Raw genomic sequence first — 25,985 nt, 5'->3', positions numbered from 1 at the left:
TTAAATCGGTCACAGGAACACCACTGTGATGGAACGTTCCAGCGAGCGAGCAGGGGAGGCACGTTCCTCGGCCGACCGAACGCCTTCGTTCGGGCACCTACTGCTGGTCTGGGTCCTCGTTGGGAGTTCACTCTGGTCTTTCGGTGCTGCAGTAGCTGATGCGATTCAGGTCGAACTTCCGCTATCAACGATGGGGACAGGCTTGTTGTTCGGAACGATCATCGTTGTGTCGTTCTGGAGGGCCGGCTTTCGACCCTCACTCGCGGCCAGTCTCGGCTATTTCATCACCGAACAGGTGATCTACTTAATCCTACTTTTCGGTGCCATCTTTCTCTTTGTTCCGCCGTCTACACCATGGGCCACGGCTGTGCTCCAGTTCAGTTCTATTTGTCTCGCTGTGACGCTGGTGTTTACGCCCGTTGGGAAGCAGATACGGAACTCTTTCTGGCGATCTGTCCGTTCCGTGCTTAAACTACCGCCGGAGGACCAGTCGGCTAATCACGATTGATGGGTCGCCACGCCGGGCGAAACGCAGTTGGATTCGCCACCACTCCGATGGTAAATCAATATACGCCTACGACTACACTGATTTCACTCGGCAGAAAGTACTTACCGAGCGACTGGAGTTAGATTGTCAATGCCCTCCTCTCGTCGGCGATACCTTCGTGGCTGTGCCGCGGCCCTTGGACTGGCAACCGCTGGCTGTCTTGAGTCGAACGAGTCAACGGACACGACACCGGCGAAAACCAGTACAGCGACGGAATCAGAGACTGGGACTGCCACCTCCACACAGAGCGGGCAAACGGAATCGTTTGTCGCCTGGCAGCAGTCGCTCGAATCTAAAGTCACGGCCCAACCAGCCAGTACAGATGACAGCGTCTACGTCGGCACAAAATCGGGAACCGTCAAATCACTCGCAACTGCAGGCGGGAGCCAGCAGTGGTCGTACGACGCGAGCGATGGCATCCGCTCGCAGCCGATACGCGTCGGGAGCAGCGTATTCGTCGTAAGCGGGAAAGAGGGGTTGTACAAGGATCACATCGTCGTCGCACTCGACACCGAAACTGGTTCGAAGCAGTGGACGTTCTCGCCCGGAGAGTGGTGGCTGGAGTTGCTTGGTGTGACCGAGGATATGGTGTACGTCGGGACAAACACCGACGCCCCGTCGAAGCAGGGGCGAACGCTCTACGCGCTCGCTGTTTCTGATGGGTCGGTACAATGGTCCGGCGAAGTCGGTGACCAGTACGAGGGGGTCGTACACAACGGGAGGATATACGTGGCGTCGTACGGCCGGTTCTACGCGTACGACGCTGAGACCGGTGAGCAACGGTGGACTACTGACGTTGCCGACTACTACTCCCAGACGATGGTCGCCACCGACAGTACTCTCTGCTATGCCGCCGACGTGGACGAGACCCACGGCACGCTACTCGGTGTGGCCGCCGACACTGGCGAGACGCTCTGGACTCACGAGGAAGGGTCCATCGCATCGACGACGCTCCACGACGGGACCCTCTACGTCGGCGGGACACACGTCGCCGCGCTCGACCCGACGACTGGCGAGCAACGGTGGCGAACGGATCAGTCCGGGTACGTCAAACAGGTCCCGGTTCAGAACGGGACTCTCTATACGGGTGGCGACGTGGTTCGCGGTCACGACAGTAGCACTGGCGAACTGGACTGGACGTGGAGACCGGAGACGAACGTCAAAGGGGTGGTGCCGGCAGCGGTCGTTTCCGACTCTCTGTACGTGGACTCGTGGTCGGATGGTGATCCACGGAACCGATTCAAGTTCGCGCTGGATACGACGGCAGGAACGAAACGGTGGGCGTTCGATGTCGAACGCGAGCTGACCGACCTGTCTTTCGGGAAACAACGGGCGTACGTCGCCGCCGAAGACACTGTGTACGCGCTAGAATAGCCGGAAAGCCGTCCGCCGATGCCGCGTCTACAGCACACCCATCTCGTCTAGCCGCTCGGGCAGGTACGTCTCCGTCACGAAGTCAAGCCCCCGAGACGCGAGCGCCTGCTGCTCGGCCTTCTTGTTGATGTCGAGCTGGAGTTCGATCTGTTCCTCCCAGAAGTCTGTCTGGAACCGCGGGTCCTCCAGTTCGCTCTCCAGGGCGTTGACGTCGGAGTCCGACAGCGGGTCCGTCGGCAGTTCGTACTCGACGATGTCTTCCGGCCGGATGCCGATGAACTGCGCTTCGGGTGTCGCTAAGTACTCCGAGAGGTGTGCGCTCTTGATCGAGCCGTAGGAGACCGACCCGAAGATGCGGTACGACCACGGGTCACCGTCAGTGAACACCGTGACCGGGAGGTCGAGTTCGTCGTGGAGGCGCTTGATGAGCCGCCGGGTCGCTCGCGCTGGCTGACCGCCGAGGTGGACGACCAGCGCGTCGTACTCGTCGTCGAAGCCGTTCTCGACGAGTCGGTCGCGCATCCCACCGGTCTCCACACAGAGGACGAACTTCGCGTCGTTGTCGAGGAACTCGATGGTGTCGGGGTTGTTCGGGATCTGGTAGCCGCCCTGTCCCACGTCGTCCTGACAGTGGATTTCGCGGTCGCCGCGGTTCGTCTGCTCACGGAGGAGGAGCGGTCCCATCACCTTCGCTCCGGATTCTTCCGGGCGCATGTGGAAGTCCTCACGCTTGACGTCGGAAACGATTTCTAAGTCCTCTATGAGGTTGTTCGACTCGTCCTGCGTGTTGAACTGGGCCTCGTCGAGGTCCCAGGACTCTGAAAGGTAGTACAGTTCACGCAGGGTCGATGAGCGGTCTTCTTCCAGTTGCTGTGAGAGGAAATCGATAGTGTAGACGGCTTTCAGGATCTTCTCGGCCCCGGATATCGTCTTGGCTGACCGCGTGGAGTTACGGTCGCCGTACACCCAGACCTGCTCGTCTTCGTCGAAGACGATGTTGGACTTGGTCCGGGTGGGGATGGTCATTGTCGGCACCTCGCCGTCGGCGAACTGGTCGTAGAACTCCGCCGCGAGGTCGATGAGTTGCTCGCGCGCTTCCTCTGTGTCGGGTGTGGTGTCTGAGTCGGTGCTCATATCAGGCGTTCACCGTGAGTTTCTCCTCTTCGATGCCGTCGACCGAGACGGTGAACTCGGCCTCGTCGGTCACGCTGTATTCGAGGACAGCGGTCTCGCCGGCTGCCACTGTCGGGGACCACTTGACGAACCACTCGCCGTCCATCTCGACGACCGATGCGCCGTTGGTGACCTGTGGTTCGGCGGTGACGATATCGGTCAGTTCCACGTCCGCGTTCGTGTCGTCGTTGTTCTCGATGCGGACCCGGACCGTGTCGTCCTCGACCTCGCGCTCGACGAGGACGTTGTTCATGATGCGGGCAAGCGAGTCGTCAATGTGTAGCTCGTCGTTGTCGGTGACTTCGGTGAGCTTTTCGGCCATCTCCGGCAGAATAGTCGCGAGCTTGTCCTGTTTCTCGCGGCGCTGTTGCATCGAGCGGCGCTTGTTCAGGTAACTCTTGAGTTCTCGGGCGGCCTCCCGGATTGCGAGTTCGATTTCGTCTTCCATCTCGGGGACGTTGGCGATGGCGTCCTTGGACTCGCTGGTGAAGGGCACGTTCGTCGAGGCGACGTGAACCATGATGACGGCCGGCCCCTTGGGGATGCCGGAGCCGCCGGGCTGGTCGAGGTTGTAGTTGCGCCAGCGGATGGACTTCACTACGTCCGTCGTCGCACAGGCCCCGCGCTGGTACACCAGCGGGACCCGGTTGGCGAACCGCATCACGTCGACGGTCCCCTCGCTTTCGAGTTCACCGCCGTAGGCGATACCGGCTTCAACGATGAACGGGTCGCCGCCGTGGACCGACGCGTCCCGCGTCGACGCGGCGTAGAAGTCCGCGTCGAACTCCTTCCGGAGTCCTTCCTCGACGAGTTCCGCGCTGATGGGGGAGAGACAGTCCGTCGGCGGCGCGATGATGTCCGTCTCGCGCATCGCCGACAGCAGTTCGCTCGCCGTATCGCGGTCGTCGGCGATGTCGGAGACCTTCGGCGGCTCCTCCGGGACGCCCTCGGCGGCCGTCCAGAGCGCCTCTAGCACGTTCTCGCGGGCCGTTTCACCGAAGGTGGCGTCATCTTGCTCCTCGGTCATGTCGGCCGCGCGGTCGATGTAGCCACGGAGTTCATCGCGGGTCAGCCGGTGGCGGCCGTCGTCGTTGAACTTGTCGGCCAGTCGGCTTGACAGCCCCTCGATTGCGGCGTCGCCTTTGCGTTTTGTCGTCACATCATCGACAAGGGCGTAGAGGTCGCTCGATAAACTGTCGCTGACGGCGTTCCAGGCGGCATCGACGGCGTTCTCCCGAACCGTCGTGCCGAACGTCGTGTCGCCGTCCGCTTCGGCGTCTTCGGCCGCCGAATCGACGATGGATTCGACCTCGTGGTACGCGACCCGGTCGCGGTCGTGGATGGCGTCGGAGACGGCGGCGGCGAACGTCGCAGTGGTTTCAGCACCCTTGTTCGCCACGGCGTCCTCGACAGCGCGCTCGATGTCGGCGTCCTCGTTGACCTTCGGCGGCTGCCAGGCCATGCCGCGGCCGTAGTGCCGGTCGTTGAAGTTCGCGATGACGCTGTCGGCCGTCTTCCCGCCGACGCGGGTAAACTCTTCCTGCATGAAGCCGGATACGGAGTACGAATCCGTCGCTTCGAGCATCTTCAGGAGCGTCCCCAGTTCGACGCCGTGGGGGTGCGGGCGGATCTCTTCTGTCTCGTCTGGGAGTTCGGCGCGTTCGGCGCGCTCGAACTTCAGGGACTCGTCCAGCCCCGGTTCGTCGAACTCGACGCGGGCGTGAGGGTTGACCACAGCGGTGTCCTGAATGTAGTCCCGCAGCGTCGACCGGGCCCGCATGTTGGCCTCCATCTCCAGTTCGATTCGTGTCCCGTGAGGTCGCTCCCACGTTGTCGTCTCGTCGACGCTAATTTCGGGTTCATTGGTGTCCGTGTCGACGATGAGCTCGAAGTACTGTGCCTCGTCCTGACCCTTCGGTCGGGACGTTATCTTTGCGGGCTTGCCGGAAGTCAGCTGCGAGTAGAGCACGGCCGCGGAGATACCGATCCCCTGCTGGCCGCGGTTCTGCTCTCTGGCGTGGAATCGGGAGCCATACAGGAGCTTCCCGAAGATCTTCGGCGCTTGTTCCTTCGTAATCCCGGGGCCGTTGTCCTCGACGACCAGCTTGTAGTAGTCCCCGGACTCCTGAATCTCGACGTAGATATCGGGGAGAATACCGGCTTCCTCGCAGGCGTCGAGCGCGTTGTCGACGGCTTCTTTGACGGCCGTAACGAGCGCCCGGGCCTCCGAGTCGAAGCCCAGCATATGCTTGTTCTTCTCGAAGAACTCGGCGATGGAGATGGCCCGCTGGGATTCGGCCAACTCCTCAGCGATCCCCTCGCCCTCGCCGAGTTGCGACTGATACGAGGTCATTGTCGTGCGGTACGTACCCGCGTCGGGGTTAAAAGGTAATCGCCACCGGAGTGAAAGTAAACCCTACCTCCAAAACCGCAGTCCCGCGCGCGTGCGGGAGCTTTATACGTTCCCCTCTATTAGGACGGGTAAGTTCCTATGTCAGGAGAGTCTGATGAGTACGGCGCAAAGTCGATCCAGACCCTCGAAGGGCTGGAAGCCGTCCAGAAGCGGCCCGCGATGTATATCGGGTCGACGGACGCTCGTGGCCTCCACCATCTTGTCTATGAGGTGGTCGACAACGCGATCGACGAGGCGCTCGCCGGCTACTGTGACAACATCGACGTAACGATTCACGACGACGGCTCCGTCTCTGTCAGCGATGACGGACGGGGAATCCCCGTCGATACCCACGAAGAGCACGGCCGCCCGGCCGTTGAGGTCGTGATGACGATCCTCCACGCGGGTGGGAAATTCGACAACAAATCCTACCAGGTTTCCGGTGGTCTCCACGGGGTCGGGGTGAGCGTGGTCAACGCGCTCTCGAAGTGGCTCGAAGTCGAAGTCAGGCGCGACGGCGCGCTCTGGAAGCAGCGCTTCGACCACGGCAAACCGGAGTACGACCTGAAGAAGGTCCGCGACCTCGAACCCGACGAAGAGACCGGAACGACGGTCCGGTTCTGGCCCGACGACGAGATCTTCGAGACCGGCGAGTTCAAGTTCTCGACGCTATCGTCCAGACTGCGCGAACTCGCCTTCCTCAACTCCGGTGTCGCCATCTCTATCGACGATGAGCGCGACGGCGACACGGAGACGTTCGCCTACGACGGCGGCATCCGTGAGTTCGTCGAGTACCTGAACGAGACCAAGGACCCGCTCCACCGGGATATCATCTACTTCGAGGACAAGGAGGAAATCGCGGAGGGGCCGGTTCAGGTCGAGATTGCCATGCAGGGGACCGACGACCTGCAGGGCTCGATCCATGCTTTCGCCAATAACATTAACACACGCGAGGGCGGGACACACCTCACAGGATTCAAGACATCACTTACACGGGTCATCAACGATTATGCGACCGACAATAATCTGCTGAAAGATCTGGACGATACACTCAAAGGCGACGACATCCGCGAAGGGCTGACGGCCGTCATTTCTATCAAACATCCCGACCCGCAGTTCGAGGGTCAGACCAAGACGAAACTCGGTAACAGCGAGGTCCGTGGCATCGTCGAATCGGCGATGCACGACGGGCTGGCGACCTTCTTCGAGGAGAACCCCGATACGGCCGAGGCCATCGTCGGAAAAGCTGTCGAAGCCGCGAAAGCACGGAAAGCCGCACAGAAGGCCGAGGAGCTTACCCGGCGGAAGTCAGCGCTCGACTCGACCGCACTGCCCGGAAAGCTGGCCGACTGCCAGACGCGAGACCCCGAGAAAGCAGAACTGTTCATCGCCGAGGGTGACTCCGCGGGCGGTAGTGCCAAACAGGGCCGCAACCCGGATTTCCAGGCCATCCTCCCCATCAAGGGGAAGATCCTGAACGTCGAGAAACACCGGCTGGACCGGATTCTGGAGAACAACGAGATACGGAACCTCATCACCGCGCTGGGAACCGGTATCGGCGACGAGTTCGATATTGAGGACCTGCGCTACGAGAAGATCATCCTGATGACCGACGCAGATGTCGATGGGGCACACATCCGGACGCTCCTGTTGACGCTGTTCTACCGGCACATGAAGCCGCTGCTGGAAGCAGGCTACGTCTACGCTTCCCAGCCGCCGCTGTACCGGATTCGCTACCGCGGAGACACCTACGACGCGATGACGGACGCGGAGCGCGACAAAATCATCGAAGAGAAGTGTAACGGGAACCCCACTCAGGTTCAGCGGTTCAAGGGCCTCGGTGAGATGAACCCCGATCAGCTCTGGGAGACGACGATGAATCCCGACAATCGGATCCTCAAACAGATTACTATCGAGGACGCCGCGGCCGCCGACAAGATGTTCAACATCTTGATGGGCGACGCCGTCGAACCACGCAAGGAATTCATCAAGGAGCATTCGCCTGAAGCGGAGTGGGTCGACATATGAGTTCCGACATCACGGACGATGCGAACGCGCCGGCAGAACAGATCAAGCATGTCCGCATCGAGGACGAGATGGAGCAGTCCTACATCGACTACGCGATGTCAGTCATCGCGGGACGGGCGCTCCCAGACGTTCGGGATGGTCTCAAACCTGTTCATCGGCGCATCCTCTATGCGATGCACGAGATGGGTGTCTCCTCGAACACCGCTCATCGGAAGTCCTCCTCGATTGTCGGCGACACGATGGGTGACTACCACCCGCACGGCGACTCGGCCATCTACGACACGCTCGTTCGGATGGCACAGGACTTCTCGATGCGGTATCCGCTGATCGACGGGCAGGGGAACTTCGGCTCGATGGACGGCGACCCGGCGGCCGCCATGCGGTACACGGAAGCACGGATGGCCCCTATCGCCGAGGAACTGCTCGAAGACATCGAGAAAGACACTGTCGACTTCTCCAGTAACTACGACGACCGACTGCAGGAACCCGACGTACTGCCGTCGAAGGTGCCAAATCTTCTGTTGAACGGGTCTTCCGGGATTGCTGTCGGCATGTCGACCAACATCCCGCCGCACAACCTCGGCGAACTGGTCAACGCGACGGTCCACCTGCTCGAAAACCCCGACTGTACGGTCGAAGATCTGATGGAGCACGTCAAAGGGCCGGACTTCCCGACCGGCGGCAACATCGTCGGCCGCGACGCCATCTACTCAGCGTATGCGACCGGGCGCGGCCGCTTGCGGGTTCGCGCCGAGTACGAGGTCGACCCAGAGGAGGGCCGCATCATCATCAGCGAACTCCCCTATCAGGAGAACAAGGCCCGCGTCGTCGAACGCATCGCTGACGACGTGAACGAGGGGAAAATCGAGGGCATCTCGGACCTCCGTGACGAGTCCGACCGCAACGGCGTCCGTATCGTCATCGAACTCAAGCGCGGGGCGAACGTCGACGTGGTCGAGAACCGCCTGCTCGACCACCACCTCGAATCCACGTTCGGCGTCATCAACCTCGCGCTGGTCGATGGCCAGCCGAAGGTCCTCTCCCTGAAGGAGAGCCTCCAGCACTACATCGACCACCGCCGCGAGGTCGTCCGCCGTCGCTCCGAGTACGACCTCGCCGAAGCCGAGGACCGCGCCCATATCCTCGAAGGTCGGCTGAAGGCGCTCGAAAACGTTGAGGACGTAGTCGAACTCATCCGTAACAGCGAGGACCGAGATGCCGCTCGAACCGGGCTGCAGGAGTCCTTCGAGTTCTCAGAGGATCAGGCTGCCCACATTGTCCGGATGCAGCTCGGCTCGCTCACCTCGATGGAAGCAGCCGAAATCGAAGACGAGTACGAGGACGTGCAGAGCACGATCGACTACCTCGAATCCGTCCTCAACAGCCGCGAAAAGCTCGACAGCGTCATCGCCGACGAACTTCAGGAAGTCAAGGACGACTACGACGACGACCGCCGGACGAGCATCATCGAGGACGAAGGGCAGGTCACTCACGAGGACCTCATCCCCGAAGAAGACTGCGTCGTCGTCATCACCGAGGACGACTATATCAAGCGGATGCCGGTCGAGAACTTCGACCCGCAGAACCGCGGCGGCAAGGGGATCATCGGCGCCGACCCCAAGGAGAACGACCGCGTCTCGAAGGTCTTCCGGGCCAACAGCCACGACTACCTGCTCTGTTTCACCAATCAGGGGCAGGTCTACCGGCTCAAGACCTACGAGATTCCGGAGATGTCCCGCACCGCACGGGGCAAGTCCGCAATCAACCTCATCGACCTGGACGACGGCGAGGAACTGACCGCCGTCGTCTCAACCGACGAGTTCGGCGACGACGAGTGCATCACGATGGTGACCCGGAACGGCTACGTCAAGCGGACCTGCTGTTCGGAGTTCGAGAACATCCTCTCGACGGGTATCATCGCGGCCAAACTCGAAGACGGCGACGAACTCATCGATGTGGACGTCACCAACGGCAATGGCGACCTCGTCATTGCCACGGAGGCCGGCATGACCATCCGCTTCAGCGAGAGCGAAGTCAGCGAGATGGGCCGGTCCGCACGCGGTGTCAACGGCATCAAACTGCAGGGCGACGACAAGGTCGCGGCGATGGTCGCCACTGACGACGACGATCCCCGGTCGCTGTTGACCGTCACGGAACACGGCTTCGGGAAGCGGACCAAACTCGACGAGTACCGCACTCAGTCCCGCTACGGCAAGGGCCTCATCGACATCAAGACCGACGACCGCAACGGTCGCGTGTCGACCGCCAAGGCGGTCACCGACGAGGACCACCTTGTCATCATGTCTGAACAGGGCCAGATCATGCGCATCCGCGCCGGCGACGTGTCCCAGGTCGGTCGGAACACAAAGGGTGTGACGATTATGGGACTCGAAGACGACGACCGCGTGGCAAGTGTGACAGTTGTGCCGGCAGAAACCGAATAGCAGCCGCGAACGAAGCGAGCGGCCTTTTTCGCCACCGAAAGACTCGTTCAGCTCGTCTTTCGAGCCTTGCTTCGCGCTGCTCAGCAAGACCACGTTTTTGCCGCGAATTGTGGCCTCCGGCCACCCGAGCGGGAAAAAGGTGGAAGCGGGGTGACGATTATGGGCTCGAAGAGGATGACCGTGTGGCAAGTGTGACAGTCGTGCCAACCGTCACTGAAGAATAAGGCCCGATTCCCGGTCGCGCGGTTTAGATTGCCTTCTTGCCGTCTAAACAGTCACAGTACGCGCTTGCCGAAGGCACTGGCAACGAGTTCACAGGCCAGTTCGGCAGTGCGGTTGTGCTCGTCGAGAATCGGGTTCACCTCGACCAGTTCCATCGAGCGCAGCTGGTCGTGCTGTTCGGCGACGTACTCCATCGCGATGTGGGCCTCGCGGTAGGAGACACCGCCACGAACCGGCGTCCCGACGCCGGGGGCTTCCGTCGGGTCGAGCCAGTCGAGGTCGAGCGAGACGTGTATCCCGTCCGTCCCATCAGTGGCGATTTCCAGTGCCTCGTCGACGACCTCCGGTGCGCTCCGGGCATCGATATCAGACATCGTGTATGCCGTGATGTCGCTTTCTTCGATCAGCCGGCGTTCCTCGTCGTCCACGTCTCGAAGCCCGACGATGACGATGTTTTCCTCGCTCACTGCCGGCGTGTGCGCCCACTCGTGGTTCGAAAACTCACCGAGACCGAGGACGGCCGCCAGCGACATCCCGTGGATGTTCCCGCTGGGTGTGGTCTCCGGTGTGTTGAAATCGCCGTGCGCATCGAACCAGATGACGCCCAGTTCCTCGTCCTCGCGGGCCGCACCGGAAATGGTACCGATGCCGATAGAGTGGTCGCCGCCCAGAACGAGCGGGAACCGTCCCTCCCGCAGGGTCGCATCGACCGCCGTCGTCACGTCCTCACAGACCTCTTTTGTCTCTCTGAAGAACTTCGCGCGCCCGCTTTCCAGCCCACCGGCATCGGGGTCGCGCTCCTCCGGTCGTGGCACGGCGATGTCGCCGCCGTCGATGCAGTCGATACCAATATCCGACAACTGGTCGGCGAGGCCGCCGTACCGTATCGCTGATGGTCCCATGTCGACGCCGCGCCGGTCAGCGCCGAGGTCCATCGGCACGCCGAGCACGCGAACCTGTTGTTCCATACTATCGCCTCCACGGGCGGCGAATAAAGACCCAGCGTTGGGACGACGACCGTCACCAGTTCCCTACGTATACGGCGCACAGACCAGCTCGATGCCCTCTTCGAAGCTGATCTCCGGTTCCCAGCCTGTCGCCTCGTGCATCTTCGAGAAGTCGGCACAGGTGTCGTGGACGTACACGTCCTCGGGGATCGGATTCTCCACGTACTCCGGCTCGATGTCCGTCCCAAGCTCGTCGTTCAGCATCTCGACGACAGTGTTGAAGTCGTAGGCCTCGCCGGTACCGAGGTTGTACACGTCGTTTAGCTCGTGCTCGGCGGCCAGGACGAGCCCACGGACGATGTCGTCGACGTGGGTGAAATCGCGAGTCTGCTCGCCGTCACCGTATAGTTTCGGTGCGTCGCCGCTGGCAAGGTCGTCGGCGAACTGGGCGATGACGTTGGCGTATTCGCCCTTGTGTTCCTCTGCGCCACCGTAGCCCTGATACACCGAGAAGAAGCGCATCCCGGCCAGTGTGAGGTCGTAGTGGTTCTGGAAGTACTCCGCGTACGTCTCTCGGGCCATCTTCGATGCCTCGTAGCCGGTGTTGACCGTCACGTCCATGTCTTCCGGCGAAGGCTCCGTCCGACTGCCGTAGATGGAGGACGTCGAGGCGTAGACGACGGTGTCACAGCCGTCGTCCCGGGCCTGCTCGACCGTGTTGACGAACCCCTCGACGTTCACGCGAGCGCCGTGGGTCGGGTTGTCCTCGTGCATCGCGTAGGAGGAGAGCGCTGCGAGGTGGAACACAACGTCCACATCGGTCGGCAGGTCGTCGTCAAGGACGCTCTGTTCGACGTACTCTACGTCTTCTGATACGTTCTCAGGCGTGCCAAGATAGCCGTCATCTAGGGCGACGACATCGTTGTTCTCGGCCAGTTTGTTCGCGAGGTTTGCCCCGATGAACCCCCCACCGCCGGTCACCAGAACGCGCTGATTTTCCATATCTGTGTCAGGTCAGCGCTGGAATAAAGTACTAACGTTTTCCGCGATTCTAAGACGGTTCCAGACGGTTTACCGTCGCATTTAAGGACGGCTGTACCGAACAGGGCATTATGTCATCTATCGAACTGACACCCAGTCAAAAGAACATTCTGCAGGAACTGGTAAATCTCTATCGGGAAAGTGAAAGCGCTGTCAAAGGCGAGGACATTGCCGAGAAAGTCGACCGGAACCCCGGCACGATTCGAAACCAGATGCAGAGCCTCAAAGCCCTGCAGCTAGTCGAGGGCGTCCCCGGCCCCAAAGGCGGGTACAAGCCCACCGCCAACGCCTACGACGCGCTCCAGATTCAGGACATGGACCAGGCCGCGGAAGTCCCACTGCGACACAACGGCGAGCTTGTCGAACACTCGAACGTCGAGGAGATCGACCTGACCAGCGTCCACCACCCCGAAGAGTGCCGCGCGGAGATTCAGTTGCAGGGCACGATGTCCGAATTCCACGAGGGCGACTCGGTGACAGTCGGACCGACACCGCTGTCAAAGCTCCAGATTATCGGGACCCTCGAAGGCAAGGACGACACCAACAACAAGCTCATCCTCGCTATCGACGATATGCGGGCACCGGCGGGCGAGCCGGAACACTAGTACGTCTCACTGGTCTTTTGAATTGTTTTTTGCGGTCACCGGGGCCGCATCGTACCGCTCTGACGATGAGCAGCGCTGGGGAATTGTTCCCCCGCTGAGAGGGATTTCAAAGGGTTTGTATCAGTCGGTTGCGGAATCTCCGATATGACAGAGAACGTAGTGGTGCTCGGTTCGGGGTATGCCGGCGCGGGGGCAATAAAGAGTTTCGAGGACGAGTTAGATGGCCAGACTGACGTTGATGTCACCTGGATCTCTGAGACGGACTATCATCTGGTCTTGCACGAGTCCCACCGTTGCATCCGGGACCCGAGCGTGCAGGAGAATATCGCCATCCCCGTCCACGAAATCAAGCAGCCCTCGACCAACTTCATTCAGGACGAGGTTGTTGGTATCGACACCGACGCCCAAGAGGTGGACCTTGCGGACTCCGACACCGTCGAGTACGACTACCTGCTCGTTGGGCTGGGCTCCCAGACCGCCTTCTTCGGCATTGAGGGCCTCAAAGAGTACGCCCTGACGCTCAAGAGTCTCGACGACGCGCTTGAAATCCACGACAAGGTTCAGCAAGCGGCCCGCGAAGCCTCCACAAACGACCCCGCACAGGTCGTCATCGGCGGCGCTGGCCTCTCCGGCATTCAGACCGCCGGCGAGGTCGCCGAGTTCCGCGACGAACACAACGCACCTATCGACATCCATCTCGTCGAAGGTCTCGACCAGGTCCTGCCCAACAGCGACCCGGAACTCCAGGGCGCCCTGCGCAAGCGACTGGAGGCCGCCGACGTGAACATCAAATGCGGCGAGTTCATCGGCGAAGTCGACGAAGAGACGGTCTACATCGGCGACGAGGACGAACTGGACTACGACGTGCTGGTCTGGACGGGCGGCATCACCGGCCGCGATTGCATGCAAGAGGTCGATCTGGACAAGGACGAGCGCAACCACCGCGTCCACGCAGAAGGGAGCTTCCAGACCGATGACGAACACGTCTTCGCAATCGGCGACTCGGCGCTGATTGACCAGCCGGGCGACCAGCCCGCCCCGCCGACCGCCCAAGCCGCCTGGCAGGCCGCCGAAGTCGCCGGCGAAAACCTCGCTCGCGCCGTGCGAGGCCAGCCACTGAAGACCTGGACCCACAAGGACAAGGGCACGGTCGTTTCGGTCGGCGAGAAAGCCGTCGCCCACGACGTGGTGAATATGCCTATCGAGACGTTCGGCGGGATGCCCGCAAAACTGCTGAAGAAAGCGATTGCCGCCCGCTGGATTAACGATATGACCGGTGTCGGTCGGGCCGCCAAGGCCTGGCCCGACATGTAGCGAGTACCTTTTTACTGCAGGGGGTTTTCCTCGCGCCTCCGGCGCTGCGGGAACCCCCCTTTGCAAAAATCTACGCTAAAAACGACCTTCTCGCTCCCGCTGGTCGCGAGAAGTGAAACCGCTCGCCACTGGCGAGCGGTATGCTGTCTCCTACCGCTCCGCGACTGCACAGCGTCCGCTACCGCACTACTTCTATACTGCAACAGCGGCCGCTCGCGGCTATCGGGTGTCGAGAAGCCTAGCGGTCGATAGACAGGCCAGCGTGCCACCCGTCGGCGTCGGCTTCCTCGACAGCCGCGTCCATCTCCGCCAGATACGAAACGGCGAGGCTGGCACATTTGGCCGCTTTGCGCTCTCCTTCGGTGCGGAACTCGCCGGTAACGCGGTTGGCGTACACCGTACAGACAGCGCCGGCCCGCAGGCCGTACAGGTTCGCGAGCGTGAGGATTGTGGCGGCCTCCATCTCGAAGTTGAGGACGCCGGCTTCCTGAAGGGCCGCGATGCGTTCGTCGCTGCCGCTGGCCTCGAAGTCCTCGAATCCGGGGCGTGACTGCCCGGCGTAGAAACTATCGGTCGAGCAGGTGACGCCGAGGTGGTAGTCGTAGCCGAGTTCCTCGGCGGCGGCGATGAGCGCCGAAACGATCCGATGGTCGGCGCTGGCGGGGTAATCCTCGCGGACGTACTCCTTGCTGGTCCCCTCCTGTCGCACCGCGCCGGTCGTGATGACGAGGTCGCCGATGCTGGCTTCCTCCTGAATTGCGCCACAGGAGCCGACCCGAATAAAGGAGTCAGCGCCGACGCGGGCCAGTTCTTCGAGCGCGATAGCGGCCGATGGACCGCCGATACCGGTCGAGGTCACGGAGATTGGCGTGCCGTCGTGATTGCCCGTTGCCGTGCGGTACTCGCGGTGTTCGGCCACGATGTCGTGGTCGTCCCAGTAGTCGACGACCTTTTCCACACGCTCTGGATTCCCCGGCAGCAGAACGCTGTCGGCCACGTCGTCCGCGCCTACTTCCAGATGGTACTGTACGTCGTCATTCGGGTCTTCACTATCGCTTGTCATTTGTCGAGATGGTCGCTGGTGATTGTCGTCGGCAGGAGCTCCCCGAGCTCGTACACCGTCGGCTCGTCGCCGTCGGTGATGATTTCGAACGACTCGTCACAGAACTCGCTGAACGTCTGTCGGCACATCCCACAGGGAGTGACGCCGTCGCGCTTGCCAGAGGTGACAGCGACGCGTTCGAACGACTGGTGCCCGTCGCTGACAGCCGCACCAATGGCCACTTCTTCGGCGTGCAAGCTGTTGCTGTAGTTGGCGTTCTCGATGTTACAGCCGGTGTAGACGGTACCGTCGCTCGTTTCCAGCGCCGCGCCAACGGTGTACTCCGAGTATGGCGCGTACGCCTCGTCGATGGCGTCTCTCGCTGCGTCGAGGAGGTCCTCCATGCACTGGGCGTCGAAGGGCCGTGTAGAAATTCTATCGGTCTCGGTAGCAGTCGGTGCTCGGACGTCAGGCGTCGGCGGCACTGACGGCCGCGACGGCGTCGCGGACCGCCTGTGTGGTGTCGGCGACCAGCGCGTCGATATCGTCGCTCTCTGCGTACACCCGGACGTACGGCTCGGTGCCACTCGGCCGGACGAGCGTCCACGACCCGTCATCGAAGGAGAGCCGGACGCCGTACTCCGTCGAGACGTCGGCCTCGGGGAACGCGTCCGGCAGGTCGGATTCCAGTCGCTCCATCGTCTCGGCTTTGGCGTCGTCGGGGCACTCCACACTCACCTTTTCGTAGGGTCGCTCGGAGATGACGGCCCGCCTGTCGCCCACGCTCTCCCCGGCAAACAGGCGCGTCAGCACGGCCGCGCTGGCAACGCCGTCGATCCAGCCGCCGAAGGCGGTGTGGATGTGTTTCCATGGTTCTGCGGCGAAGACAACCTCGGTTTCGTCGGTCGCGCCCGCCCGAACATCGGCGATTCCGACGTGGAGCGAGCCAAGGTGGATGCGTTCGACGCGGCCGCCCGCGGCCTCGACCCGTTCGTCGATGCGACCGGAGGCGTTAGGCGTCGTTACGACCACGGGGTCCGAAACGTCCGCGGCACGCGTGTAGTGTTCGGCCAGCATCGCGAGTATCGTATCCTCGTGGATGACATCGCCGTCGGCGTCGACGACGACGATGCGGTCGGCGTCGCCGTCGTGGCCGAACCCGAAGTCGGCGTCAGATTCGGCGACGAACTCGCGGAAATCGGCCAGTGTCTCCGGCGTCGGCTTGCTCTCGCGGCCGGGGAAGGTCCCGTCGACGTTCGCCTCCGTCGCGAGTACGTCGGCACCCAGTTCCCGGAGGACCTGTGGCGTCGCCACGCTGGCCATCCCGTTCCCGCAGTCAACGGCGACTGTCAGCCCCGACGGGTCGCCACCGAGCGACTCGGCGTAGTCGGCGACAGCGCCTCGATACTCGTCGAGGTAGTCAACCGACTCCGTGTCGCCCCAGCCGTTCCAGGCCGTCGGTGTCGAGCCGTCCTCGATTCGGCCTTCGATGCGCGTCTCGTCGTTATCGCCGTACTCGGTGCCGTCCGCAAACAGCTTGATGCCGTTGTCGGTCGGTGGGTTGTGGCTCGCGGTAATCATCACGCCGTGGCGGCCCTGCGAGGCGTATGCCAGCGTCGGCGTCGGTACGCGGCCGATTCTGACGACACGCGCGCCAGCGCTTTGTAGTCCCGCAGCCATCGCATCAGCGAGCGCTGGCGACGTTACACGCCCGTCGTACCCCAGCACGAACGTCTCGCCGTCTCGGCCAGTCGCCTGTCCAACTCGCAGTGCAAGGTCCGGCGTCACCTTCGATACGACATCACCGCGGATTCCCGCGGTCCCGAACAGTTCCATACCGGCGATGCGGAAGCCGACCGTATAATTCTCTCGTTCGGTCCTCACTTCTTCCCGATAAGGAATGTGTCGCCCTTGCCGTCACGGATGACTCGCTTGGTCACAGCAAAGCCGTGTCCCTCCAGTCGACTCCGGATGCCAGCAATGGAGTGGCCGTTGGTCTCGAGTCGGTTTCCGTGGACTTCACAGTACACGAGTCGGCACGAGGGCTGGTCGAGCGTTGCCGACAGACCATTGAGAACAGCGCCCTCCGTCCCTTCGACATCGATTTTGATCGCAGTCGGTGTCGGCAGTTGGTTGTCGGCGATGAACTCGTCGCCGTGTCGCTTGCTAATTGTGATTGTCTCGTGTTCTGTCGCTGTCGTCACCAGCGAATGCCCGGCTGAACCGACCTTTTCGAGCGTAATGGAGAGTTCGGCTTCACCGTCCTCATCGACTAGCGCGTGTTCGAATAGCGAAATATCGGCGCGGTTGTGTTGCATATTCTGTCGCAACCGCTCGGCGTTGTCGGGGTGTGGTTCGAATGCGATGACCGGATTGTCGGTCACCTCCGATGCCAGACAGGCATACAGACCGATATTAGCCCCGATATCGTAGAACACGTCGTCGGGCCGGAGTTCCTCCAGCAGATCAGCGAGTACCGGCCGTTCGTCTATCTTCCAGAGGTCAGTAAACTCATTGTAGGTTGGTATCAGGAACTCTGTGCTGACATCACCGACTGTGACCGTGTATGTATCGCCAGCAAGGCGGTACGAGACTTCACGATACTGGTTGTAACACCGGTTGAGTAGCGGTTTGAATCCGGTCTGGGATGCAAGCTGAACGACGGCGTCTGAAGATATCATTTAGATAAGTTATTCAGACCAACTATCTATACTTGTCGTTTCATGGTCACATTACACGGTTGCGTATATCTACAGCTTAGACAGAGTGCGCCAGTCGTCGCCTCGTAGTCTCTCACTGCGGCGGAACAAAGCCGACCTCGGCACGAAAAACGTCTGGGCCGAGACCCGACCGCAACGATTGTTTCGTGTGGCTACAGCAGTTCGTCGAAGTCGTAGCCGTTGATGTCGACGCCGTCAGCGGTGACATCAGCGAGGTAGATCCCGTTACCGGAGCCGGTGTCACGCTCGGCAGCAGCCTTGATGGAGGCAGCAGCGACTTCTTTGGCCTCGTCGTTGGTCATGTCTTCCTCGTAGCGGTCTTCGAGGGTCCCGTACGCGACGGTGAGCCCGGAGCCGGTTACAGTGTAGTCGTCTTTCATGACGCCGCCGGCCGGATCGATGGAGTAGACGTGGTGGCCGTCGTCGTCGACGCCGCCGAGGATGGGGTTGATAGCGAAGAAGGGACCGCCGCGGGCGAAGTTACCGGCCAGCGTCGAGAGGGCTTTCATGCTGATGTCCTCACCGCGTCGGGCTTCGTAGAGATTGACCTCCGCCCGAAGCGTCCGGATGAACGACTGTGCGCCGCCGACACTCCCGACAAGGGTGAGCGCCGCCGTGGGGTGAATCTGCTCGACCTTCTGGACGTTCTTGTTCGAGACGAAGCGACCGCCGAGCGAAGCGCGCATATCCGTCGCGATGACGACGCCTTCGGACGTGCTGATACCGATAGTGGTCGTCCCGGTCTTGTTCACCTTCTCCGAATCCTGTGCGGACTGTTCGGGGAGTTCGCCGACTTCGGGCGCGTACGGGTCGCTCTGGAACTCGTCAGCAGCCTGGGGTCCAGAAAGGTCCGGCCCCGGAGTCATATCTCGCATTACTGTAGGGTACTAGTCGGGCGCTGATAAAACCTCTTTTCCTGGTGAACCTGACCGCCACCACTGCGGGCATTTAGCCGGCTGGTCCGTCTTACGCGCTCGCCTGATCGTAGGCCTCGTTGAGTCCCGACACGGCCCGGTCCATCGGCAGCCGGAGTCCGAACTGCTCTGTGAGCATTGCCACCGGCAGCAGCATGATGCCCAGCAGCAGGGTGAGTTGATACAATGCGAACAGCGTTGCGGTGTACAGTCGAGCTACCATCTTCCTCGGTCATTCCAGAGTGAGTCTGGTATATAAGTCTTGTCGCCACATTTCAGTTCAGCATCATCGATTGTGATGAACTAATGGGCCGCTGTCTTGCGGTTTGCTGAGACACCTGAGAAACCAGACCATTACCCGAAGGACTTCCCGATCAGACATAATGGGGGTATGAGTCAGATGGCTGGTTCGCATAAGTTATAGAGATAGTAATGGTGACGTGCGCAACAAAGGCGAATCAAAACTATCGAATAGTCGGACCACGAGAGTTCGTGTATGAACTACCTCGTGGCGATGGAAGCAGCCTGGCTGGTTCGTGACGTAGACGACATAGACGACGCTATCGGTGTCGCAGTGAGCGAAGCGGGGAAGCGACTCAACGAAGCCGAGATGGACTACGTTGAGGTCGAAGTCGGTGCGACCGGCTGCCCGGCCTGTGGCGAACCGTTCGACTCGGCGTTTATCGCGGCCGACACGGCGCTCGTCGGACTGGTACTCGAAATGGATGTGTTCAACGCCGAATCCCCCGAGCACGCCCAGCGGATCGCCAAGAGCGAAATCGGCGGCGCACTGCGGGACGTCCCGCTGAAAGTCGTCGAGGTCTTCGAGACCGAAGCCGACGAGGACGAAGCCGAAGCCGAGGCGTAATCGGCGCTTCACTTGGTTCGCCCGCCGCAGCAGCCGTGGGCTTTTTATATTACCTCTGGTAATTAGCGGATATGGACTTACCGACGCCACAGGACCTGCGGGAGCGCCGCAACGAACTTGGGCTGACCCAGAGCGAACTGGCGGAGCGGGCTGACGTCTCTCAGCCCCTTATCGCTCGTATCGAAGGTGGTGACGTGGACCCGCGGCTGTCGACACTCCGTCGGATCGTGACTGCACTGGAGGAGGCCGAAGGCGGCATCATCAAGGCCCGCGACCTGATGAACTCTCCCGTTGTTGGCGTCGCGCCCGACGATTCCGTCCACCAGACGAAGGCCGTGATGGACGAGAAAGGGTACTCGCAGGTCCCCGTCATCCGAGACGGGGCACCACAGGGGCTCATCGGCAACTCCGACATCCGCCAGCGGCCCGAAGAAAATGTGGGCGACCTTCCAGTGGCTGAAGTGATGAACGAGTCGATCGCGACCGTCGAACCCGACGCACCCATCGACGAAGTCGACGCTTACCTGAACCACAATGCCGCTGTGATGGTTGTTGAAGACGGGGAAACTATCGGTGTCATAACTGAAGCGGACATCGCGCGTACGGTCAGCTAACTCTAATTCTCAGAAGCGCGAACTGCGATAGTGGCCGCGTACTACCCGTAGGAGGGGCTTAATACTGAAAACAGTGTCAGGGGTATATGTCTATTCTCACTAATGAAAGACCTACTCACATGCCCAATCCCAGCGACCCACTGTATGCCGAACTCGAAAAGGCACTTGAGAACGCCGAAAGCGAGGCGGCCAGATACCACATCCGGCAGGCGCTCCAGATACGGATCGCGGAGGAGACAGCCGGCAAAGACATCCTGTCCGCCTGATCCTGCCTGACCGGATTCTGTCAGCGCTCCCAATCACTTACTCGGTGAGTTCGAGATTTCGGATCGCGACTGCCTCGTCCCCGCTAGCCACTTCACCGATCACGCGAGCGTCCTCGCTGTCGGCGACGATCTCGTCAGCGTCGGCTTCGGGGACCGCAGCGACGAATCCAGTGCCCATGTTGAACGTCCGGTGCATCTCTTCGTCAGAGACCTCGCCTTCCGCCTGAACGAACTCGAAGACGGGCTGGGCCTCGAAGGGGTCCGTGATCTCGTACCGGTGACTCCCCATCCGCGTGAGGTTGGTCCAGCCGCCGCCAGTGACGTGTGCGGCCGCGTGCGCCTCACTGGCTCGGAGCGGCTCAAGCACCTCGCTGTAGATCCGGGTCGGCGTCAGCAGTTCCTCGGCGATGGTCCTGTCGGGGTTCGGCGGGAACGGGTCAGTGTACTCGTGGTCCTGCGTGACCGCCTCGCGCGCGAGCGTGAGCCCGTTGGAGTGAATCCCAGAGGACGGCCAGCCGACGATGGCGTCACCGGGTTCGGCCTCGCCGGGGAAGACAGCGTCTTTCGGTGCCAGTCCGGCACAGGTCCCGGCGATGTCCAGCCCCTTGATGACATCCGGCATTACGGCGGTTTCGCCGCCGACGAGCGCCACGCCGGCCCGCTCGGCTCCCGTTCGGAGCCCCGCACCGATGTCCTCGCTCGTCTCCTCGTCGGGCGTTTCGACTGCGAGGTAATCAACGAAGGCGACCGGCTCGACACCAGTCGCGATGAGGTCGTTGGCGTTCATCGCGATGCAGTCGATGCCGATAGTCGAGTAGTCGTCGACAGCCTCGGCGACGAGGAGTTTGGTGCCGACGCCGTCCGTTGCGAGCGCGAGGTACTGGTCGCCGATGTCGACAAGGCCCGCGTAGTCGCCCTCGAATTCGCCGGCCGCGCCGATGAGCGCCTTCGTCGCCGCCTCGCTGGCGTCGATATCCACACCGGTTTCTGCGTAGGTCAGTCCCTCCTCGCTGTCGGCGTCGTCAGCCTCGGACTCACTGTCGGTCATACCCGAGAGCGTGCGTGGCGGGGGCAAAAGAGCGTCGTTCCGGCGCAGGAAACGGTGTTTGATAAAAAGAACAAGTGTGTGAACAGCCAGAAAGCCCCCGTTCTCTTGACTCCCGCGGCTCGCTGCGCTCCAGTAGGTGCTTGCGTCGCCGAGGTTCGCCAAGAAAACGGCCCCTTTCAGCCCCACCCATACTGGATGACCAACCGGCTATGGGTTGGGCTCAAGTACCGTCTTCAGTCAGGGCATCTGAGGGAGGAACAGCAATCCGATTATCGCGAGCAGAATCGATGGCACCGCGACGGCGAGAAACACCGGCGTGCTCCATTTTCGGACCGTTCGGCCGTCAAGCGGGCCGAAGGGCAGCATGTTGAAGCCGGCGAGCAGGAGATTGATCTGCAGGCCCATCCGGGCGACTTCCCAGAGGAAGCCACCCGTGCCCGACAGCAGTGCCGCGACGAACGGGACGAGGAACACAACAGCCAGCGCGAGGTTCGTCACCGGTCCGGCGACGGCAATGAGACCGTGTTGCTTCGCCGTGAGGCGGCCGCGGTGAACGACTGCCCCCGGTGCGGCAAACAGGAAGCCGACGAGGCCACCCAGGACTGCGAATCCGAGCATCCGGTAATCGGCCTTAAACGCGGCAATCTGACCAAAGCGGACAGCAACGACCTTGTGAGCCAGTTCGTGCAATAGAAAACCAACGCCAACCGTCAGCAGGCTGACCGCGAATGTGCTGGCGATTTCGGCACCCGAGAGGCCGCCGAACTGGCCGAAAACGATGCGGCGGAACTGTCGTTCGAGGAAGAACGTAAACGCCAGTCCGAGTGCAAGCCAGGCGACGAGGAGGTCCCGGAGTTCGCGCTGGCTGAAGCTGAGGCCACCGATAGTTCGCTCCGTGGTGGTTCGCTGTCGGCGACCCGCCATTAGAGGAACCCCAGAAGTATTTGTGTTCCTTCGTCGACACCCTGCCAGAGCAGGCGCGAGACGCCCTGCATCCCGCCGATGTCCGACGAGATGTATGGGATCAACACCGGGAACACGACGTAGGAGGCGATTGCGCTGCCGACGTTCGTCAGCGCGACGACGAGGATCAACCGAAACAGCGGTACCGCACGCATCCGGCTGACAAGGTCCATCACCGGTGATTCCTGGTCGTTGAGTATCTCATTGAGCGTCGCGATATCGCTGATATTGACGGAGATGTACCGTAGTTCGACGTAGCCCGCGAACCAGCCGGCCGCGAGCAGCGGAAACAGGCTCGTCAGCCAGCCGAACGCGCCGGCGGCGGCCGCACTTGACCAGTGTGCGCCGGCCACCTTCGCCAGCCCACCGGCCAGCACGGCGTTGACGGCGACCAGCGCGACGAACAACTGCAGTAGGACGGCCTGGCTTGCGCCGCCAAGGATGAGCAGGCCGAAGAAGACGAGAAAGACGACGCCGAAGCCGTAGCCGACGAGTTTGTACAGCGAGACTCGCCGGCCACCCTCGGTTCCGGTGAGCGACTCCATCGGCGGGAGCGTCTCCGGGTTGTCGAGATAGCCCTGAATCCCCTCACGGTGGCCGGCTCCGACGACAGCGAGGACGTGATAGCCGGCCTCGCGGAGGGCGATAAGTCGGTGGGCGATGAATGCGTCGCGTTCGTCGATGAGCGCCTCCGCGCCGCCGGGGGAGAACTGACGGAACTCTTCCATCATCGCACTGACCACGTCGGTATCGGTCAGTTTCTCCATGTCGAACTCCTCGACATCGGCTTCACCGCGGAACCGGACTAGCAGTGCGGCGATAGGCACCCCGATACCGGCCGCGGCAACACAGATGAGCAACAGCGTATCGAGGAGACCCTCGACCGTCCCACCGAGGCCGCCCGGCAGAACTGAAAGCGCTCCGCTCGGGACGATAAACGGACCACCGAAGGCCCCGGCGACGACCGCAAACAGCCCGCCAAAGACAGAACCGACGGTCAGTCCGACGGTCAACGGCGGCCCCATCTCGGCCGCGAGACTGCCGACCAGTTTGAGCTTCTCGACGGCCGTCAACCGCGCCCAGAACCGCTGGACGGTCGTCTGAATGTCCCGGTCGACGAGTGCAACGCCGAGGCCGAGTCGTTCGGCGGTGTCGATGCCCGCTTTCATGTCCGCACCCGGCTCGATATCGAAGCGGTCGCCCAGTCTGGTCTGGATGTACGACAGCATCCAGTACGCGAGGAACTGAAAGACGGTGTTCCCGCGCAGGAGGTCGCTTGCATCGAGGTCGTCTGGCGTTTCGCCCTTTATTTGCCGATAGCGCCCCTCGTCAAGCTCGACGGCGACGATATCGGGCTCGGATTCCTCAATCGCTGATTCCACTTCCGTGACGCTGTGCTCGGAAACGTGAGCGGTTCCGACGACATCGACGCGTCCCGCTCCTGACGGTTCCGGGAACTCGTCTGCCGCCGACTCCGCGTGTTCGGTCATCACCCGCGTTACACATTCGTTTCCTTTACCCTTGTCGGGTCCGGGTGACTGCCGAGAAACGGCGGCCGAAATCATGTTTGCGGCATTGTATGTTCCCGTTACGCGGCGAAGCTATTAGCGACTCTCGTGTTAATACAGCCACAGATGCCGTGGTAACTACTGGACAGTGGCGGGATTTGTAAATGCGCAATATATTTGCCGATTCAAAAGACTGATATGTACAGGGTCAAACTGTATCGGATATAAGATGTATGACCTGACTGGATTCCAGCGGGACCTGCTGTACGTCATTGCAGGCCTTGACGAGCCCCACGGGTTAGCAATCAAGGAAGAGCTCGAAAACTACTACGAGAGCGAGGTCAACCACGGCCGACTGTATCCGAACCTTGACACGCTCGTCGAGAAGGCACTCATCGAGAAGGGCGAACGCGACCGCCGAACGAACTTTTACACGCTGACCAAGCGTGGCCAGCGCGAACTCGATGCCCGGAAAGAGTGGGAAGCGCAGTACGTTTCGGCATAGTCACCTTTTCGAACTCCGTTCGACAGACTCAACCCCGGTGCTGGCCAACCTCGCGCCATGCCAACGGTACTGGAAACCTATATCGAGAACCGCTGGATGGTCCAGCCCAACCATTCGAACCACCTGGGTTCGACCCACGGGGGAAACGTACTGAAGTGGATGGACGAACTCGGGGCGATGTCGGCGATGCGCTTTGCCGGCGAAACCTGCGTTACCGCGCGGATGGACCAGGTGAACTTCAAGCGGCCGATACCTGTCGGTGACACGGCTCTCATTGAAGCGTTCGTCTACGACACTGGCGAAACGAGTGTCAAAGTTCGGCTCCGAGTCGCCCGAGAGAACCTCAGAACCGGCGAGACAGAGTCGACAGCGGAGTCGTACTCGGTGTACGTCGCAGTCGACGAGGACAGGAACCCGGTTCCTGTCCCCGACGTGACGACCGAGACTGAGCGCGGTGAACAACTGCGACAGCGCGCCCTTGACGGGGAAGCGAACCGCTGATACTGTCTGCTGTGGTCACGTGAAAGGTATTGCACCACGGAGTGGGAATACCGTCAGGAAGGAGCAGCCAACAGTATGAGCTTTATTCGGCTCCACCACGTACCACGATTATGACACTCGATGTCGAGACGCCGGAGCGCCCGGAGCTGTCCACCGGCGTCGCTGCCGACGAGTACGATGACGCGGAGGTACAGGGCGACGAATACCGACGTGAGGAGCTCGCCGAGGCCCTCGACGAGGGCGCGTGGACGGACGCGTTTGAAGAATGGGCCACGGACGCGTCGCTCGATTCCGACCAGTGGAAGATTGTCACGGATCTGGGGCTCATCGAAGAGTTCGATTTCTTCTGGGACTCATTTGCAGGTCGTGTCGGCTACCACGCCCCGGGCCTGCCCGAGGACTGGCGTGAGCGGGAGATCCATCCGGACATCGACTCATGGGGCACTGTTTCAGGTATCAATGCCGGACTGACCGAATTCGGCCAGGTCGTCTGCGAGGTACTGGCCGACGAGTACCTCGATTGGGAAGCGGAGGAGGTCGACGCGGACGACCTCCCGGACTTTTAAGCACTGCAGCGGTTGCACTACCTAGCGTCAGCGTCGGTGCAGCACTCTCACGTCGTCGGCTGTGAATCGTTCCGATGGACCAGTCAGGGACCGGCAGCCTGATAATCACCCACGCGCTTGCACCAGATATGGCTGAAATCGTCACCCCACGCAAACGCGAATGTGAGCGGTGTGGGCGGGTCGACGAGTGGGACCCGGACCAACACAGTTGGCGTATCGTCACCGACGACGGCACCAAACAGTCCGGCGACCCACACTGTCTCCACGAGTGGGACATCAACGGCACGTTCAATCCGCTGGCCGAGTGAGTTCGCCGCTCCGCTGCTATCGACTTTTTGACTGGTAGGGTGTCGCCGTTAGAACGTACTCCGCTGACGGAATCC

General features: G+C 61.5%; 25 protein-coding genes. 12 read left to right on the top strand and 13 right to left on the bottom strand.

Annotated features, from left to right (window positions below; translation table 11 throughout):
- Positions 1–637: 637 nt before the first annotated feature.
- Positions 638–1,921 carry a PQQ-binding-like beta-propeller repeat protein gene (locus tag AV059_RS17240; protein WP_058996435.1) on the top strand — a complete coding sequence of 428 codons (1,284 nt, stop codon included), beginning with the start codon at positions 638–640 and terminating at the stop codon, positions 1,919–1,921.
- A 27-nt stretch (positions 1,922–1,948) separates the two neighbouring features.
- On the opposite strand, the gene AV059_RS17235 is transcribed toward AV059_RS17240, so the two are convergent.
- Both AV059_RS17235 and AV059_RS17230 read right to left on the bottom strand, forming a co-directional pair.
- Positions 1,949–3,055 (bottom strand): DNA topoisomerase IV subunit A, encoded by a 1,107-nt coding sequence (locus AV059_RS17235; protein ID WP_058996433.1) that lies wholly within the window; start codon positions 3,053–3,055, stop codon positions 1,949–1,951.
- A gap of 1 nt (position 3,056) precedes the next feature.
- Positions 3,057–5,447 carry a DNA topoisomerase VI subunit B gene (locus AV059_RS17230; protein ID WP_058996431.1) on the bottom strand — a complete coding sequence of 797 codons (2,391 nt, stop codon included), beginning with the start codon at positions 5,445–5,447 and terminating at the stop codon, positions 3,057–3,059.
- A 138-nt stretch (positions 5,448–5,585) separates the two neighbouring features.
- Here AV059_RS17230 and gyrB point away from each other — a divergent pair, with 138 nt between their 5' ends.
- Complete coding sequence (gene gyrB / locus AV059_RS17225) at positions 5,586–7,514, top strand: DNA topoisomerase (ATP-hydrolyzing) subunit B (protein ID WP_058996429.1); 1,929 nt, start codon at positions 5,586–5,588, stop codon at positions 7,512–7,514.
- The gene (gene gyrA, locus AV059_RS17220; protein ID WP_058996427.1) at positions 7,511–9,958 is read left to right on the top strand and encodes a DNA gyrase subunit A; all 2,448 of its coding nucleotides are present in this window, start codon (positions 7,511–7,513) and stop codon (positions 9,956–9,958) included. Before gyrB ends, gyrA begins: the two co-directional genes overlap by 4 nt.
- A 275-nt stretch (positions 9,959–10,233) precedes the next feature.
- On the opposite strand, the gene rocF is transcribed toward gyrA, so the two are convergent.
- Together rocF and AV059_RS17210 are read right to left on the bottom strand one after the other, a co-directional pair.
- A complete protein-coding gene (rocF, locus tag AV059_RS17215; RefSeq protein ID WP_058996425.1) occupies positions 10,234–11,148 on the bottom strand; it encodes an arginase in 915 nt (304 codons plus the stop codon).
- Positions 11,149–11,211: 63 nt separating this feature from the next.
- Entirely contained in the window at positions 11,212–12,129 is a 918-nt protein-coding gene (locus AV059_RS17210) for an NAD-dependent epimerase/dehydratase family protein (RefSeq protein ID WP_058996423.1), read from the bottom strand.
- A 110-nt stretch (positions 12,130–12,239) separates the two neighbouring features.
- Between AV059_RS17210 and AV059_RS17205 the strand changes: the two genes are divergently transcribed.
- Together AV059_RS17205 and AV059_RS17200 are read left to right on the top strand one after the other, a co-directional pair.
- Entirely contained in the window at positions 12,240–12,773 is a 534-nt protein-coding gene (locus tag AV059_RS17205) for an Rrf2 family transcriptional regulator (RefSeq protein WP_004515710.1), read from the top strand.
- 144 nt (positions 12,774–12,917) lie between these two features.
- Entirely contained in the window at positions 12,918–14,087 is a 1,170-nt protein-coding gene (locus AV059_RS17200) for an NAD(P)/FAD-dependent oxidoreductase (protein WP_058996420.1), read from the top strand.
- A 238-nt stretch (positions 14,088–14,325) separates the two neighbouring features.
- Here AV059_RS17200 and AV059_RS17195 read toward each other — a convergent pair whose 3' ends face one another.
- The 6 genes from AV059_RS17195 to AV059_RS22500 all read right to left on the bottom strand — a co-directional run bounded on the left by AV059_RS17195 (position 14,326) and on the right by AV059_RS22500 (position 18,986).
- A complete protein-coding gene (locus AV059_RS17195) occupies positions 14,326–15,150 on the bottom strand; it encodes a nucleoside phosphorylase (RefSeq protein ID WP_058996419.1) in 825 nt (274 codons plus the stop codon).
- A complete protein-coding gene (cdd, locus tag AV059_RS17190) occupies positions 15,147–15,533 on the bottom strand; it encodes a cytidine deaminase (RefSeq protein WP_058996417.1) in 387 nt (128 codons plus the stop codon). Before cdd ends, AV059_RS17195 begins: the two co-directional genes overlap by 4 nt.
- Positions 15,534–15,597: 64 nt before the next feature.
- Positions 15,598–16,965, bottom strand: a complete 1,368-nt coding sequence (locus AV059_RS17185) for a phosphopentomutase/phosphoglucosamine mutase (RefSeq protein WP_058996415.1) — start codon at positions 16,963–16,965, stop codon at positions 15,598–15,600.
- Positions 16,966–17,009: 44 nt separating this feature from the next.
- Positions 17,010–17,810 carry an FkbM family methyltransferase gene (locus AV059_RS17180; RefSeq protein ID WP_058996413.1) on the bottom strand — a complete coding sequence of 267 codons (801 nt, stop codon included), beginning with the start codon at positions 17,808–17,810 and terminating at the stop codon, positions 17,010–17,012.
- Between the two features lie 191 nt (positions 17,811–18,001).
- Positions 18,002–18,724, bottom strand: a complete 723-nt coding sequence (gene psmB, locus AV059_RS17175) for an archaeal proteasome endopeptidase complex subunit beta (RefSeq protein ID WP_058996412.1) — start codon at positions 18,722–18,724, stop codon at positions 18,002–18,004.
- Positions 18,725–18,815: 91 nt separating this feature from the next.
- Entirely contained in the window at positions 18,816–18,986 is a 171-nt protein-coding gene (locus AV059_RS22500) for a hypothetical protein (RefSeq protein WP_004593118.1), read from the bottom strand.
- A gap of 273 nt (positions 18,987–19,259) precedes the next feature.
- On the opposite strand from AV059_RS22500, the gene AV059_RS17170 reads away from it, so the two are divergent.
- The 3 genes from AV059_RS17170 to AV059_RS17160 all read left to right on the top strand — a co-directional run bounded on the left by AV059_RS17170 (position 19,260) and on the right by AV059_RS17160 (position 20,511).
- Positions 19,260–19,631, top strand: coding sequence for a DUF555 domain-containing protein (locus AV059_RS17170; RefSeq protein ID WP_004515717.1), 372 nt, complete (start codon positions 19,260–19,262; stop codon positions 19,629–19,631).
- Between the two features lie 71 nt (positions 19,632–19,702).
- Entirely contained in the window at positions 19,703–20,245 is a 543-nt protein-coding gene (locus AV059_RS17165) for a CBS domain-containing protein (RefSeq protein WP_058996410.1), read from the top strand.
- A gap of 86 nt (positions 20,246–20,331) precedes the next feature.
- A complete protein-coding gene (locus AV059_RS17160) occupies positions 20,332–20,511 on the top strand; it encodes a hypothetical protein (protein WP_058996408.1) in 180 nt (59 codons plus the stop codon).
- Between the two features lie 37 nt (positions 20,512–20,548).
- Here AV059_RS17160 and purM read toward each other — a convergent pair whose 3' ends face one another.
- The 3 genes from purM to AV059_RS17145 all read right to left on the bottom strand — a co-directional run bounded on the left by purM (position 20,549) and on the right by AV059_RS17145 (position 24,012).
- Complete coding sequence (gene purM / locus AV059_RS17155; protein WP_058996406.1) at positions 20,549–21,559, bottom strand: phosphoribosylformylglycinamidine cyclo-ligase; 1,011 nt, start codon at positions 21,557–21,559, stop codon at positions 20,549–20,551.
- A 237-nt stretch (positions 21,560–21,796) separates the two neighbouring features.
- Positions 21,797–22,483: a site-2 protease family protein gene (locus AV059_RS17150; RefSeq protein WP_058996404.1), complete on the bottom strand. Its 687-nt coding sequence runs from the start codon at positions 22,481–22,483 to the stop codon at positions 21,797–21,799.
- The gene (locus AV059_RS17145; RefSeq protein ID WP_058996402.1) at positions 22,483–24,012 is read right to left on the bottom strand and encodes a TraB/GumN family protein; all 1,530 of its coding nucleotides are present in this window, start codon (positions 24,010–24,012) and stop codon (positions 22,483–22,485) included. Before AV059_RS17145 ends, AV059_RS17150 begins: the two co-directional genes overlap by 1 nt.
- Positions 24,013–24,259: 247 nt before the next feature.
- On the opposite strand from AV059_RS17145, the gene AV059_RS17140 reads away from it, so the two are divergent.
- The 4 genes from AV059_RS17140 to AV059_RS17125 all read left to right on the top strand — a co-directional run bounded on the left by AV059_RS17140 (position 24,260) and on the right by AV059_RS17125 (position 25,910).
- Entirely contained in the window at positions 24,260–24,535 is a 276-nt protein-coding gene (locus AV059_RS17140) for a PadR family transcriptional regulator (protein WP_004515723.1), read from the top strand.
- Positions 24,536–24,592: 57 nt separating this feature from the next.
- Positions 24,593–25,036: an acyl-CoA thioesterase gene (locus AV059_RS17135; protein ID WP_058996399.1), complete on the top strand. Its 444-nt coding sequence runs from the start codon at positions 24,593–24,595 to the stop codon at positions 25,034–25,036.
- Positions 25,037–25,146: 110 nt separating this feature from the next.
- Positions 25,147–25,602, top strand: coding sequence for a hypothetical protein (locus AV059_RS17130; protein WP_058996398.1), 456 nt, complete (start codon positions 25,147–25,149; stop codon positions 25,600–25,602).
- Between the two features lie 128 nt (positions 25,603–25,730).
- Positions 25,731–25,910 carry an HEWD family protein gene (locus AV059_RS17125; protein ID WP_004593110.1) on the top strand — a complete coding sequence of 60 codons (180 nt, stop codon included), beginning with the start codon at positions 25,731–25,733 and terminating at the stop codon, positions 25,908–25,910.
- Positions 25,911–25,985 lie beyond the last annotated feature (75 nt).

Source organism: Haloarcula sp. CBA1127, from assembly GCF_001485575.1.
In the GTDB taxonomy this organism is placed as follows: domain Archaea; phylum Halobacteriota; class Halobacteria; order Halobacteriales; family Haloarculaceae; genus Haloarcula.
This window is presented reverse-complemented; position numbering and strand designations above follow the sequence as displayed.